22 protein-coding genes are annotated in these 20,658 nt (G+C 34.8%); 15 read left to right on the top strand and 7 right to left on the bottom strand.

Annotated elements, in window-relative coordinates; translation table 11 throughout:
* The first annotated feature begins 16 nt into the window (after nt 1–16).
* Nucleotides 17–832 (top strand): prohibitin family protein, encoded by an 816-nt coding sequence (locus tag ULVI_RS11395; RefSeq protein WP_068592902.1) that lies wholly within the window; start codon nt 17–19, stop codon nt 830–832.
* A 76-nt stretch (nt 833–908) separates the two neighbouring features.
* On the opposite strand, the gene ULVI_RS11390 is transcribed toward ULVI_RS11395, so the two are convergent.
* The 3 genes from ULVI_RS11390 to ULVI_RS11380 are packed head-to-tail and all read right to left on the bottom strand — an operon-like array spanning nt 909 to nt 4,256.
* Nucleotides 909–2,663 (bottom strand): sodium:solute symporter family protein, encoded by a 1,755-nt coding sequence (locus ULVI_RS11390; RefSeq protein ID WP_068592901.1) that lies wholly within the window; start codon nt 2,661–2,663, stop codon nt 909–911.
* A gap of 18 nt (nt 2,664–2,681) precedes the next feature.
* A complete protein-coding gene (locus ULVI_RS11385) occupies nt 2,682–3,254 on the bottom strand; it encodes a hypothetical protein (RefSeq protein ID WP_068592900.1) in 573 nt (190 codons plus the stop codon).
* A gap of 3 nt (nt 3,255–3,257) precedes the next feature.
* Nucleotides 3,258–4,256, bottom strand: a complete 999-nt coding sequence (locus ULVI_RS11380) for an OmpA family protein (protein ID WP_068592899.1) — start codon at nt 4,254–4,256, stop codon at nt 3,258–3,260.
* A 302-nt stretch (nt 4,257–4,558) separates the two neighbouring features.
* On the opposite strand from ULVI_RS11380, the gene hisG reads away from it, so the two are divergent.
* The 8 genes from hisG to hisIE are packed head-to-tail and all read left to right on the top strand — an operon-like array spanning nt 4,559 to nt 11,700.
* The gene (gene hisG, locus ULVI_RS11375) at nt 4,559–5,416 is read left to right on the top strand and encodes an ATP phosphoribosyltransferase (RefSeq protein WP_068592898.1); all 858 of its coding nucleotides are present in this window, start codon (nt 4,559–4,561) and stop codon (nt 5,414–5,416) included.
* A 33-nt stretch (nt 5,417–5,449) separates the two neighbouring features.
* Nucleotides 5,450–6,733: a histidinol dehydrogenase gene (hisD, locus tag ULVI_RS11370; protein WP_068592897.1), complete on the top strand. Its 1,284-nt coding sequence runs from the start codon at nt 5,450–5,452 to the stop codon at nt 6,731–6,733.
* Nucleotides 6,734–6,759: 26 nt separating this feature from the next.
* Nucleotides 6,760–7,806, top strand: coding sequence for a histidinol-phosphate transaminase (gene hisC / locus ULVI_RS11365; protein WP_068592896.1), 1,047 nt, complete (start codon nt 6,760–6,762; stop codon nt 7,804–7,806).
* Between the two features lie 4 nt (nt 7,807–7,810).
* Complete coding sequence (gene hisB / locus ULVI_RS11360; protein WP_068592895.1) at nt 7,811–8,947, top strand: bifunctional histidinol-phosphatase/imidazoleglycerol-phosphate dehydratase HisB; 1,137 nt, start codon at nt 7,811–7,813, stop codon at nt 8,945–8,947.
* 11 nt (nt 8,948–8,958) lie between these two features.
* Complete coding sequence (gene hisH / locus ULVI_RS11355) at nt 8,959–9,549, top strand: imidazole glycerol phosphate synthase subunit HisH (protein WP_068592894.1); 591 nt, start codon at nt 8,959–8,961, stop codon at nt 9,547–9,549.
* A 9-nt stretch (nt 9,550–9,558) separates the two neighbouring features.
* A complete protein-coding gene (hisA, locus tag ULVI_RS11350; RefSeq protein ID WP_068592893.1) occupies nt 9,559–10,302 on the top strand; it encodes a 1-(5-phosphoribosyl)-5-[(5-phosphoribosylamino)methylideneamino]imidazole-4-carboxamide isomerase in 744 nt (247 codons plus the stop codon).
* A gap of 9 nt (nt 10,303–10,311) precedes the next feature.
* Nucleotides 10,312–11,067, top strand: coding sequence for an imidazole glycerol phosphate synthase subunit HisF (gene hisF / locus ULVI_RS11345; RefSeq protein ID WP_068592892.1), 756 nt, complete (start codon nt 10,312–10,314; stop codon nt 11,065–11,067).
* 18 nt (nt 11,068–11,085) lie between these two features.
* The gene (hisIE, locus tag ULVI_RS11340; RefSeq protein WP_068592891.1) at nt 11,086–11,700 is read left to right on the top strand and encodes a bifunctional phosphoribosyl-AMP cyclohydrolase/phosphoribosyl-ATP diphosphatase HisIE; all 615 of its coding nucleotides are present in this window, start codon (nt 11,086–11,088) and stop codon (nt 11,698–11,700) included.
* A gap of 60 nt (nt 11,701–11,760) precedes the next feature.
* Here the strand turns inward: hisIE and ULVI_RS11335 are convergent, their stop codons facing one another.
* Both ULVI_RS11335 and ULVI_RS11330 read right to left on the bottom strand, forming a co-directional pair.
* Entirely contained in the window at nt 11,761–12,876 is a 1,116-nt protein-coding gene (locus ULVI_RS11335) for a serine hydrolase domain-containing protein (RefSeq protein ID WP_068592890.1), read from the bottom strand.
* A 250-nt stretch (nt 12,877–13,126) separates the two neighbouring features.
* A complete protein-coding gene (locus ULVI_RS11330; RefSeq protein ID WP_241780987.1) occupies nt 13,127–13,873 on the bottom strand; it encodes a LytTR family DNA-binding domain-containing protein in 747 nt (248 codons plus the stop codon).
* Between the two features lie 127 nt (nt 13,874–14,000).
* Between ULVI_RS11330 and corA the strand changes: the two genes are divergently transcribed.
* Complete coding sequence (gene corA / locus ULVI_RS11325) at nt 14,001–15,089, top strand: magnesium/cobalt transporter CorA (RefSeq protein ID WP_068592888.1); 1,089 nt, start codon at nt 14,001–14,003, stop codon at nt 15,087–15,089.
* Between the two features lie 85 nt (nt 15,090–15,174).
* Here corA and ULVI_RS11320 read toward each other — a convergent pair whose 3' ends face one another.
* On the bottom strand, nt 15,175–15,609 hold the full coding sequence (locus tag ULVI_RS11320; RefSeq protein ID WP_068592887.1) for a hypothetical protein: 435 nt from the start codon (nt 15,607–15,609) through the stop codon (nt 15,175–15,177).
* Nucleotides 15,610–15,657: 48 nt separating this feature from the next.
* On the opposite strand from ULVI_RS11320, the gene truA reads away from it, so the two are divergent.
* The 4 genes from truA to ULVI_RS11300 all read left to right on the top strand — a co-directional run bounded on the left by truA (nt 15,658) and on the right by ULVI_RS11300 (nt 18,720).
* A complete protein-coding gene (gene truA / locus ULVI_RS11315) occupies nt 15,658–16,437 on the top strand; it encodes a tRNA pseudouridine(38-40) synthase TruA (protein ID WP_068592886.1) in 780 nt (259 codons plus the stop codon).
* 40 nt (nt 16,438–16,477) lie between these two features.
* Complete coding sequence (locus tag ULVI_RS11310) at nt 16,478–17,158, top strand: DUF2461 domain-containing protein (RefSeq protein ID WP_068592885.1); 681 nt, start codon at nt 16,478–16,480, stop codon at nt 17,156–17,158.
* A gap of 159 nt (nt 17,159–17,317) precedes the next feature.
* Nucleotides 17,318–17,989 (top strand): hypothetical protein, encoded by a 672-nt coding sequence (locus tag ULVI_RS11305; RefSeq protein WP_068592884.1) that lies wholly within the window; start codon nt 17,318–17,320, stop codon nt 17,987–17,989.
* A complete protein-coding gene (locus tag ULVI_RS11300) occupies nt 17,986–18,720 on the top strand; it encodes a DUF3307 domain-containing protein (RefSeq protein WP_068592883.1) in 735 nt (244 codons plus the stop codon). The genes ULVI_RS11305 and ULVI_RS11300 overlap by 4 nt, the downstream gene beginning before the upstream one ends.
* Here the strand turns inward: ULVI_RS11300 and ULVI_RS11295 are convergent.
* A complete protein-coding gene (locus tag ULVI_RS11295; protein ID WP_068592882.1) occupies nt 18,697–19,104 on the bottom strand; it encodes a glyoxalase in 408 nt (135 codons plus the stop codon). The genes ULVI_RS11300 and ULVI_RS11295 overlap by 24 nt on opposite strands.
* Before the next feature lie 157 nt (nt 19,105–19,261).
* Here ULVI_RS11295 and ULVI_RS11290 point away from each other — a divergent pair, with 157 nt between their 5' ends.
* Nucleotides 19,262–20,623, top strand: a complete 1,362-nt coding sequence (locus ULVI_RS11290; protein WP_068592880.1) for an NAD-dependent succinate-semialdehyde dehydrogenase — start codon at nt 19,262–19,264, stop codon at nt 20,621–20,623.
* Nucleotides 20,624–20,658: the final 35 nt, after the last annotated feature.

Genomic DNA, 20,658 nt, shown 5'->3' with positions numbered 1-20,658 from the left:
AAAATAAAAAACACACATGGACAAATTACCTAAAATCGGGATTCCCGTAATTATTATTATCATTATTCTTATTATTGTGATTGCAAAATCAGCTGTAACGATAGATTCGGGAGAGGCGGGGGTTCTCTATAAAACTTTTAAAAATGGTGTAGTTACAGATGAGCCACCCATGGGGGAAGGCTTTCATATTGTAGCCCCTTGGAATAAAGTATTTGTATACGAAGTACGTCAGCAGGAATTATTCGAAAAAATGAGAGTTCTTTCTTCTAACGGATTAGAAATTTTAATTGAAGCATCAGCTTGGTATGAGCCAGTTTACAAAGACCTTGGAAACTTGCACCAATCCTTAGGAGAGAATTATCTGCAACGTGTAATACAGCCTGCTATTCGTAGTGCTGCGCGTAGTGTTGTAGGACGATATACGCCAGAACAACTTTACAGCAGCAAACGGGATGCGATTCAGGATGAGATTTTTGCTGAAACCAAAGTAATTTTAGAAAAACAATACGTACAATTAAATGAAGTATTAGTACGTGACGTTACACTTCCAAATACTATTAAAGAAGCTATCGAGCGTAAATTACGTCAAGAACAGGAATCTTTAGAATATGAGTTCCGTTTGGTCACAGCTTCAAAAGAGGCTGAAAAGGTTCGTATTGAAGCACAAGGTAAAGCAGATGCTAACCGAATATTAAGTGCATCGTTAACAGATAAGATTCTACAGGATAAAGGTATTGATGCTACAGTTCAACTTTCACAATCTCCAAATTCGAAAGTGATCGTTGTTGGAGGTGGCGAAAGTGGTTTGCCTCTCATCTTGGGAAATAATTAAATTTTAATTTTTTATCACTAAACTTAAAGAGCCGCTTCTATTAGAAGCGGCTCTTTTAGTTTTAAAAACATACTATTTATGGTTTTTTCTTCCACAAACGAAAAATAAATATTGCCGACACTACGGCGATAGTTATTAGAATTCCTGCTCCTAATACATTCCCGTAGATCACATAACCTGTGGCAAACAATGAAGAGTACACAAAAAGAATTCCTAATAACATCGAAGCAAAATCTATTGTAAATACATCATTGGTACTCTTTAGAGGAATATTTTCTTTAGACGCTATTTTTTTAAATGGTTTCCAGCCATTTCCGTAAGGAGTGACAGAATTGTAAAAGTTAGCTAGTGTCTTGGTGCTTGTAGGGCGAGTAATCAAGGTGATACTTATCCAACTAAACGTTGTAATTGCAACTCCATAAATTAGTTTTTCATAATCTTCTAATCCAAAATTTCCAAATTCGAACGTGAGTGCTACAATAAAAGAAACAACCATTCCTGTGATCTCACTGTACGCATTTACTCTCCACCAGAACCAGCGAAGAATGAATATAAGTCCAGTACCTGCTCCAATTTGAAGTAAGATAGCGAAGGTGCTTAAAGCACTGCTTAAAACTAGTGCTAGTAGCGCAGATAGAAGCATAAGAACAACTGTCGAGATTCTTCCGATAGAAACCAATTCTTTTTCTGAAGCTTCAGGTTTTATAAAACGTTTATAAAAATCTAGTGATATATATGAAGAACCCCAATTGAGGTGTGTTGAAATAGTGCTCATAAATGCTGCAACAAGAGAAGCAACTACCAATCCTAATAATCCCGCTGGTAAGGTGGTTAGCATTGCAGAATAGCCTAAGTCATGACCTAATACTGCATTAGGAAATTCAGATCCAAGATCGGATAGTTTCGGATACAATACTAACGATGCTAAAGCAATGATAATCCACGGCCAAGGGCGCAGCGCATAATGTGCTACATTAAATAGGAGGGTGGCACCAATCGCGTTCTTTTCATCTTTAGCTGAAAGCATTCTTTGTGCGATGTAACCGCCACCACCAGGTTCTGCTCCAGGGTACCAAACACTCCACCATTGTACAGCTATAGGAATTATAAGTAAGACTAAGAGCGATTTAGTATCATTAAAATCGGGCAGAAAGTTTAATTTATCTGAAACATTTTCGTGAGCCAATAAATTCTGAAGACCCCCAATTTCAGGAAGGTTTACAATATAATAAGCAGCCCAAACAGAACCAATCATTGCTACAATGAATTGTAAAAAGTCTGTAAAAATAACACCTCTTAGCCCACCAATAGAGCTATATAAAACTGTAATTATAGAGGCATATAAAACGCATTCCCACGGTGCAAGTCCAAACATGATCCCACCAATCTTAATAGCGGCGAGACAAACTGACGCCATGATCATAACATTAAAAAAGACCCCTAAATAAATAGCGCGAAATCCTCTTAAAAAAGCAGCTTCTTTTCCGCTATATCGTAATTCATAAAATTGTAGATCGGTAAGTACTTTAGAGCGGCGCCATAATTTTGCATATACAAATACCGTAAGCATCCCTGTGATTAAAAATGTCCACCAAACCCAGTTACCTGAAATTCCGTTTTGTCGAACTATATCTGTTACGAGGTTAGGCGTATCGGCAGAAAATGTTGTTGCAACCATTGAGATTCCCAACAACCACCAAGGCATGTTTCTTCCAGAAAGAAAAAATTCTTGTGTGTTCTTACCCGATCTTTTTGCAACTAGAAATCCGATAATTAAAAATACTGCGAAGAAGGAAAGAATAAGAATCCAATCCAGAGTAGCTAATTTCAATAGTATGTTTATTTAAGATTATTTTTTTAGAATTGCTTTTGCTTGTCCCACCCAATCATCACGATCGATACGTCCAGGGAAAAATTCAATAAGCTCTGTGATAGTACGAATGTCATTTTCTTTTAAATTACTAAGTTGCTCGAAGGTATAAATTCCAATCTCGTTTAACTTTTCTTCTATATATGGACCAATACCCGTTATATTGGTTAATTTGTCTCGGTTCGAACTTGTGGCAATTCCAAAACTATCAAAATTTAAAGAGGGCTTATTTTTTGTGTAAGACACGTAATTTGATCTCGTTTTTTCTTGCACCTTTTTCTTCTTTTGAGCTTCGTGCAGTTCCTCTCTTGTGTCTTTTATTACTTCTATGATTTTAGGCTTTATTTCTGTAAAAATCACATCGATATTATTTATGTTTTTTTCACGGATTGTTGAGTTTACTTGTCTTTTTAATTTCGACACAAGTGATGAATATTTCGATTTCTGAAGCCACCAAGAAGAGAAGTATCCAATTAGAAATGCAGATAGCATTAAAATAAAAATGCCTAAAATTTCTGGAACTGTTTGTAAAATGCTAATCAAAAAAGTCATAAGTTACATAAATAAAATCTCAATGCGCCTATTTGTATTTCTACCTTGTTTTGTGTTGTTTGTATCGATGGCATCACTTTCTCCTTTCGAAATTGCACTAATACGACTTCTATCTATTTTCCCTTTCGTAATAAGATACCAACGCACCTGTCTAGCGTAAACAAGTCCTTGTTTATAATTGTCCTCGGCGTTTCCAATATTGTCTGTATGTCCAACTATCTGTATTTTAAGATCTGGATGTGCTACACATAGTTCTTTAATTTCAGAAAGAAGCTCTGTTAGTGTTTCATCTACTTGTATTCCAGAGGTGCTAAATTGTGGATAAATTACTTTTTTAACAGGTAAGGCATCTTTGCGATTTTCAATCCTTTCATAATTAAAAGGCTTAATCAAGAACGAAATAGCATTATTAAAAGTGCCTTCATTATCGAAAGTAATATCTTTAATCGTTGGTTTTATTACAATTCTATTTTCACTAATCCCGGAGGCAAGCAGAATTTCTTTAATCTTAAGCCCACGTATCACTCCTAAATTTGGAGTTTCAATATTTTCATTCGGACTATAAATCGATTGTATGTGAACCTCCGTATTGGGGCGAGTAGAAAGGTATTCACTTATTTGATTTTTAAAAGAAAGAACGCTTTCTGGAATATCAATTTCTGTACTATTCTTTAAAACTGCAATTCCATTAGAAAAATTAAAAATTGTTTCTCCATTTTCATTTTCTGCGTACAATCCAGAATGTTCTATTGTTTTTTCTGAAAGCTCGTTATCTAAATTTGATACACTTTTATGAGCGGAACTTATTTTATTATTAGCACTTGTGTCAAATTTAGAATTTATATTTTCAAATTCATTCGGTGACGGAATACTCGTGTTTAAAACTGAATCATTATCAATTAGCGAAGAAGTCTCTCCTGTATCTTGAAGCAGGGAATAAAGCCACAAGCCAAAAACAGACCAAATTAAAAAAACTAAAAAAGCTATTAAAAAATTTTTCATTATCCCTATGTGTTCAATTTCAATTGATTAGGTTTGTGGGATGTTAAGTAAACAAATCTATGAAATTTCTTACTTTGAAGCCGATTAATTTTATTTGTTTTTTCACAAGTAATAAACATTTTTTTTCTTTTCTTTGTATTTCATTATGACAAATAAATTTTTACATCACCACCATATATTCCGTTTCGCTCATGCGAGGTGAATTTGGTGTATGTGAAAAATCACATATTTCGAAACCCGTTTGAGCAATCAAACGGGTTTTTTGTTTTTTTAAATTAAAATATTCTTCAAAAGAAAAACACATGAAAAAAATTAAAATTGCTGTACAAAAATCGGGAAGATTACACGACGAGTCCCTGTCTCTTTTAAAAGATTGTGGAATCTCGATCGATAATGGAAAAGATCAATTAAAAGCTTCTGCTAAAAATTTTCCCTTAGAAATCTATTATTTAAGAAATGGTGACATACCACAGTATTTAAAAGATGGAGTAATAGATTGTGCTATAGTAGGAGAAAATCTACTTATAGAAAATGGTGAGAGTATTCAGATTGCTGAACGACTAGGATTTTCAAAATGCCGTGTATCCTTAGCGGTATCTAAAATTTTTGAATACGACTCAATTAAAGATCTTTCAGGCAAAAGAATTGCTACATCATACCCAGTAACTACTCAAAAGTATTTAGATGAACAAGGAGTAGAAGCAGAATTACATATTATTAATGGTAGTGTTGAAATTGCTCCCAATATTGGTCTGGCAGATGCTATTTGTGATATTGTAAGTAGTGGTAGTACATTATTTAAAAATAACTTAAAAGAAGTTGAAACGATTTTAAAAAGTGAAGCGGTTTTGGCCACTTCGCCGAAGATTACAGATGAAGTTTCTAAACTCCTAGACAAAATTCGTTTTAGAATTCAGTCTGTGCTTAAAGGAAGAGATTTTAGGTACGTTTTACTAAATGCTCCTAATGATAAATTGGATGAGATAATTTCAATATTACCAGGAATAAAAAGCCCTACAGTTCTTCCACTCGCTAATGAAAAATGGAGTAGTATTCATTCTGTAGTGCACCAAGATGAATTTTGGGAGGTCATCGATAAACTAAAAGAAGCCGGAGCAGAAGGTATTTTAGTTTGTCCAATCGAAAAAATGGTACAGTAGTTTAAAAGGCTGCTCTAATTTGAAATTTCACAAATGAAAAAAATAAACAACCCTTTAAAAGAATCATGGAATACATTGCTTCAACGACCTACGCAAACAGTCGATGATATTGAAGCCACAGTGACAGAAATTTTTTCTGAAGTAAAACAGAAAGGTGATAGCGCAGTAGCAAAATACACACAACTTTTCGATGGAATTTCAAATTTAGATACTCAAGTCTCAAATTCTGAAATTGAAGAGGCCATACAAATAGTACCTTCTTCGCTCAAAGAATCTATTCAAGTAGCAAAAGAAAATATAACAACGTTTCACGCAGCTCAAAAAACACAACGTGTTGATATAAATACCATCCCTGGGGTACACTGTTGGCAAGAAAAGAAACCTATTCAAAAAATAGGTTTGTACATTCCGGGTGGTTCGGCTCCTTTGTTTTCAACAATTCTTATGCTCGCAATTCCTGCAGCATTAGCAGGGTGTAACGAAATTATACTATGCACGCCTCCAGGAAAAGATGGAAAGGTAAATCCCGCTATATTATATACAGCGAAATTATGTGGTGTAACCACAATTTTTAAAATTGGGGGAATTCAAGCGATTGCAGCTATGACCTTTGGAACAGAAACCGTTCCTAAAGTGTATAAAATATTCGGACCTGGAAATCAGTTTGTGACCGTGGCAAAACAATTGGCTACAAAACATAATGTTGCAATCGATATGCCAGCAGGACCTTCAGAATTATTAGTGTTTGCAGACGATAGTGCCATCCCATCATTCGTTGCATCAGACCTTTTAAGTCAAGCAGAACACGGTGCTGATAGTCAGGTAATATTAGTAACAACTTCAGAAGTGATGCTTCAAAAAGTTGAAATTGAAATTGAAAAGCAGATTGGGTCGCTTCCTAGAAAGTTAATTGCAGAAAAAGCAATAAAAAATTCGAAACTAATCCTTGTTAAAAATAAAGAAATCGCTCTAGAATTAATCAATGAATATGCACCCGAACATTTTATTGTAATTTCAGAAAACGAAGATTTTTTTATAAAGAACATTCAGAATGCTGGTTCGGTTTTCATTGGGAACTTCACCCCCGAAAGTGCCGGAGATTATGCTTCAGGAACCAATCATACCTTACCTACAAATGGCTATGCAAAACAGTATAGCGGTGTAAATCTTGATAGCTTCACAAAGAGCATGACCTTTCAGAAAATAACTAAAGACGGACTTAATAATATTGGCAATGCTATCGAAAATATGGCTGAAGCAGAAGGATTGCAAGCACATAGAAATGCCGTGACACTCCGTTTAAATTATAACAAATAAAATATAGCAACAATTCGAAAGGCATAATGAGAACTACATTTAATCTACAAAAACTAATTCGCCCTAATATTGCAGCGTTAAAGCCGTACAGCTCTGCTCGAGATGAGTTTACTAATGCTTCAGAAAATATGATTTTCTTAGATGCGAACGAGAATCCATTTGAGAATGGTGTAAATAGATATCCAGATCCCCAACAACGGATTTTAAAAAAACGACTGTCCGAGTTAAAGAACATTCCTACCGATCAAATCTTACTAGGTAACGGTAGCGACGAAGTCCTCGATCTTATATTTAGAGCGTTTTGTGAGCCAGGAAAAGATTCAATCATAACTTTACCACCAACCTACGGAATGTATAGTGTTCTCGCTGGGATTAATGCAGTACAAAATAAAGAAGTGCTATTAACACCCAATTTTGAACTAAACATCGCTGCGATTAAAAATGCTTTCGATTTGCATACAAAAGTGCTTTTTCTATGTATGCCCAACAATCCTACAGGCAATATTTTTTCAGAAAAGGATGTAATAGAACTAGTAAAATCTTTCAGCGGTTTAGTGGTCATCGATGAGGCGTATATCGACTTTTCAACACAAAACAGTTGGATTTCAAAAATAGTAGATTATCCAAATTTAATAGTTACTCAAACGGTATCGAAAGCGTATGGAATGGCAGGAATTAGATTGGGTATTTGTTATGCTTCTTCTGAAATTATTACGGTTTTAAATAAAATAAAACCGCCTTATAATATTAATGAACTAACACAACAAAAAGCATTAGAACGGCTAGAAGATGTTGCTAATATTAAAACTGAAATTAACTCAATTAATGAAGAAAAGAGGTATTTATCTAAAGCTTTACTTGATATAGACTGGATCATGAAAATTTATCCTTCTGAAGCTAACTTCCTTCTTATAAAAGTAGATGATGCCGATAAGAGATATCAAGAATTAATAGCGAATAAAGTTGTTATTAGAAATAGAAGTTCACAACCGCTCTGCAACAATACGCTTCGATTAACCATAGGAACGAAAGAAGAAAATAAACGGCTGATTAAAGCTTTTAAAGCATTATAAAAACATGAAAAAGAAAGTACTATTTATAGATCGGGACGGAACCCTTATAAAAGAAACAGTAGACGAACAGATCGATGCGTTCGATAAGATGGTTTTCTATCCTAAAGTATTTGCAAACCTTTCAAAGATCGCGACAGAATTAGATTATGAGCTTGTAATGATCACCAATCAGGACGGACTCGGTACAGACTCTTTTCCCGAAGATACATTCTGGCCAGTGCATAATTTTATTATACAAGCTTTCGAGAATGAAGGGGTTGTTTTCGACAACATTTTTTTAGATCGAACTTTTCCTCATGAAAATGCAGCGACTAGAAAACCAGGAACAGCACTATTGACCCAATATTTTAGTGATGACTATGATCTAAACAATTCCTTTGTAATTGGAGATCGCTTAACCGATATAGAACTTGCGAAGAACCTAGGTGCAAAAGGAATCTTTATTAACGACGACACCAATCTTGGAACGCAAGAAATTACAGTTAAACGCGACGATTTAGATACGATAATTGCGCTGGAAAGTAACGACTGGCAAAAAATTTACGAATTCTTGAAGTTAGAAAATCGAACGGCAAGCATTGTAAGAAACACAAATGAAACGAAGATTGCGATAACATTAAACTTAGATGGAACTGGAAACAGTACAATTAGTACCGGCATTGCATTTTTCGATCATATGCTCGATCAGATTGCAAGACACGGTCAAATGGATTTAAATATTCAAGTTCAAGGAGATCTTGATGTGGATGAGCACCACACCATTGAAGATACTGCAATCGCATTAGGAGAGGTCTTTTCTAAAGCTCTCGGATCTAAGTTAGGCATAGAGCGTTATGGTTTTTGCTTACCTATGGACGATTGTTTGGCACAAGTTGCCATAGATTTTGGCGGACGCAACTGGCTGGTGTGGGAAACAAAATTTAACAGAGAAATGATAGGGAAGATGCCTACAGAAATGTTCATGCATTTTTTTAAATCTTTTTCCGATGGCGCTAAAGCTAATCTAAATATTAAAGCCGAAGGAACCAACGAACATCACAAGATAGAAGCAATTTTTAAAGCATTTGCAAAAGCAATAAAAGCAGCCGTAAAAAGAGATTCAGAAAAAATGATTTTGCCAAGCACGAAGGGAACTTTATAACATAGATGTATATGAAAATCGCCATTATAGATTATGGAGCCGGGAATATTAAGAGCTTACAATTTGCAATTGCACGTCTTGGTTACACAGCAGAATTAACTAAAAGTGTTGCTGTTTTAAGAAATGCAGATCGAGTAATATTTCCGGGTGTAGGAGAAGCAGGTAATGCCATGCAAAAATTGCGTGAGAGTGGATTACACACTATTATTCCAACCTTAAAACAACCAGTATTAGGTATCTGTTTAGGGATGCAATTAATGTGTAATTCTTCGGAAGAAGGAAAAACTAAAGGGCTAGGTATTTTTAATACGGAAGTCATAAAATTTTCTAACAATGTAAAAGTACCACAAGTGGGATGGAACACTATTAAAGCATTAAAAACAGATTTGTTTCAGGGTATTTCTGAAAACGAATATATGTATTTAGTTCATAGCTATTATGCACCCAACTGTCCCGAGGCTATTGCAGTCACAGAATATGATAACTTATACGCATCAGCACTCCGGAAAGATAATTTTTTTGGCGTTCAATTTCATCCAGAAAAAAGCAGTACGGCAGGAGAATTATTATTAAAGAATTTTATTGAAATTCCTAATCTTTAAACTAACATTATGCGAATTATACCAGCTATAGATATTATTGAAGGAAAGTGTGTCCGTTTGTCGAAGGGCGATTATTCTACTAAGAAAATATACAATGAACATCCGCTAGAAGTTGCAAAACAATTTGAAGCTTACGGAATTGAACACCTACATGTTGTTGACCTTGATGGCGCAAAAAGCAATCATATTGTAAACCATAAAGTGTTAGAGCAAATTGCTTCTAAGACACGTTTAAGAGTTGATTTTGGTGGAGGGCTAAAGTCCAACGAGGATCTTAAGATAGCTTTCGAGAGTGGCGCTAAACAAATTACGGGAGGCAGTATAGCGGTTAAAAATAGAACTTTATTTCTAGAATGGTTACATACGTATGGACCAGATAAAATTATTTTAGGTGCAGATGCAGAACACGAAAAAATAGCTATTAGCGGATGGCAAGAAGCTTCAGATAAAGAGGTAATTCCTTTTATTCAAGAGTATCAAAAAGAAGGCATAGTGTACGTTATTGCTACAGATATTAGCAAAGATGGTATGTTGAGTGGTCCCTCTTTTCAATTATATGAAAAAATGCTTAGCGCGACTTCAGAAAATAAAAAGAGTCCACTAAAATTAATTGCTTCGGGTGGAATATCCACCTACGATGAACTACCAAAATTGGCAGCATTAGGGTGTGAGGGAACCATTTTAGGAAAGGCTATTTATGAAAATAGGATTTCTCTTAAACAATTAGAATCATTTATTCTGAATTCAAAATAATCACATTCAATGTTAACAAAACGAATTATCCCTTGCTTGGATATAAAAGATGGAAGAACAGTGAAAGGCGTAAATTTTGTTGGGCTTCGAGATGCAGGCGACCCTGTGGCATTAGCAAAATTATATTCTGAAACTCATGCAGATGAATTGGTATTTCTCGATATTTCTGCGACAGAAGAACGCCGAAAAACCCTTGCAAACCTTGTACTTCGCATTGCTGAAACTATTAATATACCTTTTACTGTGGGAGGAGGAATTGCATCGGTTGAAGATGTCTCGGTACTTTTAAAAAATGGTGCCGATAAAGTTTCTATAAATTCGGCCGCAGTAAAACAACCTGAGCTTATAAACACTTTAGCAAATACATTTGGTTCACAGTGTATTGTAGTGGCTATCGACGCAAAACAGATCGACGGTGAATGGATCGTTCATTTAGTTGGAGGGAAAGAACCTACTAAATTAAAACTATTCGATTGGGCGCAAGAGGTTGCAGAACGTGGAGCTGGAGAGATTTTATTCACATCGATGGATCATGACGGGACAAAAAATGGATTCGCTAATGATGCGCTTAAAAAACTTTCAGAATTAATTAATATTCCTATTATTGCTTCAGGAGGAGCGGGAAATATTCAACATTTTAGTGATACCTTTCAGTTAGGAAATGCAGACGCAGCACTAGCAGCAAGTGTTTTCCATTTTAAGGAAATAACTATTTCAGAATTAAAAACGACATTAAAAAAGCAGGGCATTCCTGTGCGATTATAATATTTAAATACAAACCTTATGAAAATTGATTTTAAAAAATATAACGACGAGTTAGTCCCTACAGTTGTTCAAGACGCTATTACTCAAAAAGTATTAATGCTTGGGTTTATGAACCAAGAAGCAGTAACAAAAACTCTAGAGACTAAAAAAGTAACGTTTTATAGTCGAAGTAAAAAGAGACTTTGGACCAAAGGTGAAGAGACAGGAAATTTTCTCGATTTAGTTTCTTTTAATTTAGATTGCGATAATGATTCAATCCTTATTCAAGCCGATCCTCAAGGACCAATTTGCCACAAAGGCACCGATACGTGTTGGGGAGAAAAGAATTATTCTAAATTCGGATTTCTATCATATCTTGAAAATGTTATTCAAGATCGAAAAGACGATCCAGAACAGGAGAACTCATATGTTGCTTCTTTGTTTCGAAAAGGAATAAATACCATCGCGCAAAAAGTAGGAGAAGAAGCCGTAGAAGTCGTAATCGAAGCAAAAGACGATAATGATCTTAATTTTTTAAATGAAAGCGCAGATCTCTTGTTTCATACCATGGTATTGTTACAAGCAAAAGGATTTCGTCTTAAAGACGTTGAAAAAACCCTTCAGTCCCGACACAAATTTGATAGGGAAGCTTAGTAAAATATAAAGGAATCGGGAAAAGTATTAATGGTTCTTATCCCGATTCTTATTAGTAGTTTAATATTTCTCTGAAATACTCTGGGCAGCATAGGTCCAACTGCCTGATTTCCCTACTTTTTCTCCTAAACGAACAATAATAATGTTCTTCTCAGGATTCACATAGATATGTTGTCCTAGAATTCCTTCTGCTTCGAAAGAATTATCTTTTTCGTTTATCCACCATTGGTGTTGATAGTATGCCACACTTCCATTTGTAGTATCAATTTTAGTAGAATTTTCTACCCATTCCTTTGAGACTACTTGCGTTCCATTCCAATTGCCTTTGTTTAGATAAAGCCGCCCAATTTTAGCAAAATCACGGGCTCGGGCATTCACGCAACAAAATGTTTTCTCAACTCCTTCTTTTTCTCTATCAAGACTCCAAGTAGCATCGTATTCCATTCCTAAAGGCTTCCATATTTTTTCTTCTAAGTACGTTGAAATTGTTTTTTCTCCTAATGCGGCATCTAACACCATTCCTAACACCTGACTATCGCCGCTACTATATGCGAATTGTGTTCCGGGAGTATTAGTGATTTTCATTTTTGAAACTGCCTTTGGTAGATTGGTTCCGTAGTAAAATGTTGCAGCGTCGCCAAAAGGATTTGTATAACTTTCATTAAAATGAATCCCAGATGTCATATTTAAAACATGTTCAATTGTAATATTTTTAAAACCTTCATCCTCTAAATCTTCTAGATAATTTGTAATAGGTTCGCTAGTAGATTTTATATAACCATCATCGATGGCACATCCAACTAAAATGGAAAGAATAGATTTTGCCATTGAAAAGGAATTTACAATTGACCCTTCATTATACCTATTAAAATAATTTTCATATAGAATGGTATCATTTTTAATTACAAGGTAGGCTACGGTTTTGTTCGAAATTAGATACTCTTCAAAAGTAATTTTAGTAGCGACTCCGCCTGAAGTGATGGTGAGTGAATCTTGTATAAAAGGCTTATTTGTAGATGAAAATTTAAATGCTTCTGTTGGCTTCTGAATAGCCCGGCTAGGAAAGATTTTATGATCGGTAATATTAGCAAAATTGTAATAAGCAAATCGCCCAAGCTGACACGATGAAAATAAAAGAGAAATAAGAGTTGCAATAAAGATGGATTGTAGCTTCATAATTAAAATTTTTGTTTCCGAAAGTTTCAGAAGGTTAGCAAAACGATAAAACGAAAATAGTAAGAGAAACAGTGGTATACAACTAATTATAGCACTTAGGGGTGAAATGATAGGTATTTGTGGCGAGTAGTTTTTTATATTTTTAGAATCCGCATCTAAATGATATAAATAAAAAGAGAAGTAACAATATTGAAGAGATAGAATTATTAAAATATAGCTCTAAAATAACCCCATAAAGTCATAATTCGATCTAGTTCAAAAGATTTTGTTTTATACTCGTAGCATAAGTTTTTGAAACAGGAACCACAAGTTCTGCAGTAAGTAACACTATCAATTTTCCAGAGTCCATAGAAAACTGCTGAAAATGCAACGGATTTATAAGATAGGAACGGTGTGTGCGCATTAATTCTGGAATGACATGTTCAACTTTAGATAGTTTGGTGCGTATAAGTTGTTTTTTGAGAGTGCCATTGGTTAGATATGATATTTCAACGTAATTATCATCGGCTTTTACACGTATTAAGTCTTTTAACTGAAGCCGCAATCCTTCGTAAGTACCTTCCCCATCAATTTGTATTTTCTGATCATCTATTTTTTTTTCATAATACCGACCAAAAGCCCATCGCCCAATCGCTATGATCGGAAAAATAGTTACGATTGCTGGGAGGTAAATAGAAGTAATAAAATACCATAAGGAGTATGGATTATTATCATTTGGGACGACAATATATAAATAGATACTACGAGAAAAGATAAGTCCTGTAGTTAACATACAGAGAAAGAATACAAACTCATTAAGTACTTTCCATCGTTTTTTCATTTTTCCATAGATATAATATTGTAAAGGAAGCATGAATAAATAAGCAGTTGCACCTGCTAAACCATAGATAGGTAAAAAAACAAATTTTTCTCCCCTTGAAAATTCCTGCGTATTTAAAGGCTCGGTCAATGTTAAGAATAGAAAAATCCATATTGCAAGACCCAGTGCAATAAGCAAGTGATGTTTTAAAGAGGGATCGAACGGATATAAAATTTTCAGAATGAAGTATTACTTAATATAATATTATGATGTGAAAATAAAAAAAAACCATAGATTTCGTACGTATAAAGTAAAAGAAGCATACATGGCACGAAAAAAGAAACGTACGTTTAAAATTCCGGCTCCTGTAAGAGCAAAAAACCGAAACGAAGTTCCTGGTACAGTTACCTACACGGGAAAAAAAGAATCTATGGTTACCAAGGTCGAAATTATCGACTATTCTAGAGACCATTATAAAAGAATCGATTCAGAAAATATAGAGGATGCATTTAGTTTTGAAAGTTCTAAACATATAACATGGATTAACATCAACGGATTAAATAATACTTCTGAAATAGAACGATTAGGAGAATATTATAATTTGCATCCGTTAATACAAGAGGATATTGTTACCACCAACCAACGTCCTAAAATGGACGAATATGAAGATTATTTATTCATTGTATTTAAAATGCTTCATTATAATGATGACGGAGAATTTATAAATGAACACGTTAGTATGGTTGTGGGAAAAGATTATGTTACCACTTTTCAAGAAGCAGATGGAGATGTTTTTGATGGACTTCGTGATCGTTTAGAAAATGCTAAAGGTAGAGTTCGTAGTGCAGGAGCAGACTATTTAATGTTTGCTCTTCTCGATGCGGTTGTCGATAATTACTTTAGTGTAATAGAGACCCTAAGTACAAAAATAGAGTTTATAGAAGATCAATTGTTCGATGATAAAGTTGAAGATGATATTACTCAAGATATACAGATTTTAAAGAAAGAAATATTGCGTATTCGCCGTGCTGTGGTGCCTTTACGCGAAGTAATTAATCGTTTGGAAAAAACCGACACAGAACTTATAGAACCACGCACACAAAACTATATCCGCGATTTATACGATCATATTATTCAAGTTTCAGAAAGTGTGGATATTTATCGGGAAATGATTTGGGGCTTAATGGATATGTATATGACGACCATAAGTAATAAAATGAATGAAGTAATGAAAGTGCTTACGATCATGGCTTCTATATTTATCCCATTAACTTTTATGGCAGGTATCTACGGAATGAATTTCGAGTACATACCCGAGTTACAAATTAAATACGGGTATTTTTATTTATGGGGCGCTATGATACTGGTTTTCTTCGGATTGTTATATTACTTTAAGCGTAAAAAATGGTTGTAAAGAGAGTGATATTCTAATAAAAAAGCTTCAGAGATTTTCTGAAGCTTTTTACGTTACCTAGCTATTGAGTACTATTTTCAATATATTATGAGAGCCATCCTTTCATTTTAGCTCCTTTGCTATAAAAATAAAGAAATATGGCTATCGCAATAACAATGAGTGGCATCACAATGGCTTCGGGGCCAAAAGCATCTATCGCGTTCATTCCAAAAATCCAGTAGCCCATTTGTATTAAGATTGCCACTAGAGAGATTAAAAAGATGGGAACACTTAGCTTTTTCTTCATAAGTAATAAAATACTGGCAAGAACGCCTCCAAAAACAGCAATCCCGTATACATACATACCCCAAGCAGGAGCATTATTAACCAATTCAAGTTGTTCGGGAGTGTACATTGCTTTCATTTCTTCCGTCATTAAAAAGTGTTCGCTAAGCCAGAAATAAACTCCAATAAGGTTCCATAAAAGTGCGATTACCGAAATAATCCAAAAGCCGGTGTTGGGTTTAGTAATTGTAGTCATAGTGTTGGTTTTATAGTTGTTTGTAGTAAATATACGTATTTTTGAATCATGTTTTTGAACCGTAATTACTACTTGCTAAAGCTTCAATATCTGGGTTTTCGATACCACGGATGGCAAAAACAACCTAACGTTAAAACTGTAGAGCATATGGTAGAACGTACTATTAAGCATATTGTAAAACACGATAGGTTTAAATTATTAGCGTCTGGAAGAACCGATGCTAAAGTCTCGGCAAATACTGCATTTGTAGAATTATTTATGAAAGATGAATCGATCGAACCAGAATCTTTCCTCTGTTTACTAAATGAAAATCTTCCACAAGATATTAGAGCACTAAAGGTTTCTCAAGTAGACGCCTCTTTTAATATTATGGATGCACCTTCAGAAAAAGAATATGTATATTTATTTTGCTTCGGAAAGAAATCGCATCCGTTTGCAGCTCCTTTTATGGTGAACATGATTGAAGACCTAGACGTCAAGCTCATGCAACAAGCCGCTTCCTTATTTGAAGGGACCCACGATTTTAGGGCATATACTTACAAACCCAATGAAAAAACGAATACTGTTGGCACTGTAATTTCTGCCTTTATCGAACCAAACACATTATTTACAGCGAACTTTTTTCCGAAGGAAAGTTACATTTTTAGAATTCGTGGCAAAGGATTTAAACGGCACCAAATACGTTTAATGATGGGGGTTTTATTTGATCTTGGGCGTGGTAAATGCGACCTCGAATTTGTAAAGAAAACTCTCGAACCCGATAATACTATTAAATTAGAACATATTGCAAAAGCCAGCGGACTTATATTGAACAACGTGATTTTATAACCTTCCTTTTTTATATCTTTAAAATAAAAGCACGTTAGATATGACAACCATTCCAAAATCTGTTTTTACTTTTCTTAAAAAGCTAAAGCAAAATAATTCTCGCGAATGGATGGATGAGCATCGTAAAGAATATCAAAGTAATGAAAGCATATTAAAACAATTTTATAGTGATGTGGAAGCGGCACTTAATGTAACCGATGAAATCTCTAAACGTAAAGTGTTTAGAATTAATAGAGATATTCGTTTTAGTAAAAATAAAACTCCTTACAATGTACATCGTAGTGTTAGTTTTAGTAGGGCAGGAGCACATCGTCGCGGCAGTTATTACCTGCGAATAGAACCTGGGAATTCTAGAATGGCAGGTGGTTTTTTTGGTCCCGAACCTGCCGATTTACTTCGCATTAGAAAAGAGTTTGAGATTGATGCTTCAGAAATACGAGCCATTTTAAATCAGTCTGAGTTTCAACAAGCTTTTGGAGGTTTTAATCAGGAATATGCTGTAAAAACGGCACCTAAAGGTTTCAGTAAAGAAGATTCCAACATCGATCTTATACGCTTAAAAAATTATGTCGTTTCCCATTCTTTTACCGATAAAGAAGTTCTTGCTCCAGACTTTAAAAAGAATCTTATTCATCATTACCTATTGTTGCGTCCCTATTTCGATTATATGAGTAGTGTTTTAACTACCGATCTTAATGGAGTTTCTTTACTAGAAGATTGATCATTAGTAAGTTCTGTAATTTTAAGGTGTTTTCTTTGTAATTATAAGTCTTTTCACTTATAATTGTATTTTATAAGCCTACAGACTTATAATTATGTTTTATAACCCTACAGGCTTATAATAGTGTTTTATAACCCTACAGACCTATAATTTTATTTTATGAAACAACAAATAGCAGTACTAAGTGGAGATTTGGTTAATTCTTCGGAATACGAGCCTACATTATTAAAAGATATTATTACAGTATTAAAGCACGAATTTAAAGGGGTCAAAGAAAAGCATTCCCCAGAAGCGATAACATTTTCTCTCTATAGAGGAGATAGTTTTCAAGGAGTTGTCGAAAATGTCTCTTTGGCTCTAACAATTGCATTACAAATAAAAACAGCAGTAATTAAATATAAACCCGCAAATCATACTTCGAAAAGCAGCACACCACTTGCAGATATTCGTATCGCAATAGGGGTAGGGGAATCGACCTATCAAAAACAGGCATTAGAAGAAAGCAATGGTGCCGCATTTCAATTTTCGGGAAGATCGCTCGACAGTATGAAGGGTGAGGGTCGTACTATTACTTTGGTTACTTCCAATGAAGAAATAAACTATGAATTTGCAGTATCTCTAAAGTTTTTAGACGGGATCACAGACCGTTGGTCCCTTGCGTCTGCAGAAGTAGTATACTACTTATTAAAAAATTATACAGAACAACAAATCGCAGATGAAATAGGGATTAGTCAAGCAGCTGTAAATTCCCGCAAAAGAGCTGCGGGATGGGAAGAAATTCAGTTATTACTAAAACGCTACCAATATGTAGCTAAAAATCAATTAGTATGAATCCAGAACTAATTTTAGCCTTGCAATTAATTCTTGCACATGTTATAACAGATTTTGCATTACAGACCAAAAAGTGGATTGACCAAAAGCGGAGATACAAAGCCAAAGCTCCGTTCTTATACATCCATGCGTTTTTAGCTGGTTTTTTAACATATCTAATTGTACAAGATTGGAGCATGTGGCTAGTACCCGTAATTATAAGTGTTACCCATTTTTTTATCGATCTGTGGAAACTTAACAAAGAAGATGATTCTCTCCGCTACTTTTTACTCGATCAATTGTTTCACCTATTAATTTTATTAGGAATCTGGATAATTCTAACTAATAATCTCACTCAAGTAATTCCATTTATTGCTGCCGTTTTTGCTTCAGAAATAACCCTGATTTTCGTAATTGGATATTTATTGGTAATCTTTCCTGTTGGGTTTGTTATTGGAAAAGCAACACAACGCTGGCAGGAAGAAATTGCTACAGATGAAGGGGAATTTCCTAGTTTAGAAAAAGCTGGACGTTATATCGGTATTTTCGAGCGGATCTTGGTACTCACATTTATCCTCACCGATAATTTTGCAGCTATCGGACTATTAATTGCTGCTAAATCTATTTTACGATTTAGTGATAAAGGAAAAAGCGGAGCTAGAAAACAAACCGAATATGTACTAATTGGTACACTTATGAGCTTTGCAATCACTATCATTATCGGGTTTCTAATGCGCGTACTCGTATTCTAATAACTGGATGTTGCTTTTAATACGCTCTTTCACAATATTCATCATTCGTTTGTTTAAAGCAGACGAGTTTTGAATGTAAGTCTCGTATTCTTCTAAAGTGAATTGTCCAATAATAATTCCTTTCAACGAATTTCTAAATTTCATATCCTTATGAATTGCATTTTCTATATAATCTAAACGTTTTTCTATAGTAAGGTTATGAAAAACGTTTTTATGTTTTCTAATGTAATTTCTGAAAACTGCCACCAATAAATCGTTTTGTAATTTAGTGATAGGTCGCAAGGTTTTATTCTGAAAAATTTCGTCTACAGACATGGCGTCGTTAACTTTAGCGGAAGGTATTTCAGGTCGAATTTGTATAAGAACAGTTTCACGTAGGTCCATAATGGTTTCTTTGTGTTTACTTAAAAGTAGGAAATGTCATCGCCTTTCTGAAGCAAATGGCTATAAGTTATAAACTACCTTGTCAACAATTTACACGTTAAAGTAGTCTTAATCACCTCCCTGTTTTAAAGGGTTTTCAATACATTTAAAAATAAAAATGAGTACTGTAACTTCCACCAACCCATATACAGGTGAAACCATTGCCACGTATAAAACCCATACTAAGAAAGAAATAACCGAACTTCTTGAAAAAGCAGATGAACGTTTTTACTCTTGGAGAGAAACCTCATTTGCAGCCCGAAAAAAATTAATGATTGCAGCAGCTTCAGAACTAAAAAAAAACACAGAGGAGTATGCAAAAACAATTTCCGAAGAAGTTGGGAAACCAATTACTCAAGCTATTTCGGAAGTTGAAAAATGTGCTTGGGTATGTGAATATTACGCAGACCAGGCTGAAAAACAAACTGCTAACGAAATAATTAAGACCGATGCCCACAAAAGTTATGTGAGTTACGAACCCATGGGTGTTGTACTTGCAGTAATGCCATGGAATTATCCATTTTGGCAGGTTTTTCGTTTTGCAGCCCCAGCACTTATGGCGGGTAATATAGGGGTTTTAAAACATGCTTCTAACGTGTTTGGTAGTGCTCTGCTTATAGAAAAAGTATTTCAACGTGCCGGATTTCCAAAAAATTGCTTTACAACGCTTTTAGTTGGAAGCGACAAAATTGAAGAAATTATTGAAAATCCGATAATTAAAGCTGTTACTCTTACGGGAAGCGGGCCTGCTGGTTCTGCTGTTGCAGCTGTTGCGGGAGAAAATATTAAAAAAACTGTTTTAGAATTAGGAGGAAATAATGCTTTAGTGGTGATGGAAGATTGCGATATGGAAACTACGGTAGATATTTGTGTTCAAGCACGCTACCAAAACACAGGGCAGAGTTGTATTGCTGGAAAACGATTATTGGTGGCTGAATCTATAGCAAAAGAATTCACAGAAATTCTCGTGAAGAAAGTCAGGGAATTAAAAAGCGGTGATCCAAGTGATGAAGCTACGTATATTGGAACATTAGCGCGTGAAGATCTGGCAAAAGACATTGAAGAGCAAGTAAAGGCTTCGGTAAAGGCAGGCGCTAAATTAGAACTGGGCGGAAAACGACAAAATGCATATTTTGAACCCACGATAGTTAGTGGAGTGACACCAAAAATGCCTGTTTTTAATGAAGAAACTTTTGGGCCTGCACTATCAATTACCACATTTAAAGATGCAGATGAGGCTATCGAGCTTTCAAATAACTCTAAATTTGGCTTGGGAGTTTCTATTTTCACTAAAGATATCGATGCCGCTGAGAAAATGGCATATCGTTTCGATGAAGGCGCGGTATTTATTAATGAACTCGTAAAAAGTGATCCTAGATTACCTTTTGGAGGTATTAAAGATAGTGGCTATGGAAGAGAATTAAGTCAGCACGGTATTCGCGAATTTATGAATCGTAAAACAATTTATATTAATAAATAAACGAGTTTAAAGAAAAAAAATCGCTTCAGAAATGA

This window comes from Cochleicola gelatinilyticus (assembly GCF_001637325.1).
GTDB lineage: Bacteria > Bacteroidota > Bacteroidia > Flavobacteriales > Flavobacteriaceae > Cochleicola > Cochleicola gelatinilyticus.
The sequence above is the reverse complement of the archived record's forward strand: the minus strand, read 5'-3'. Positions and strand labels throughout refer to the sequence as shown.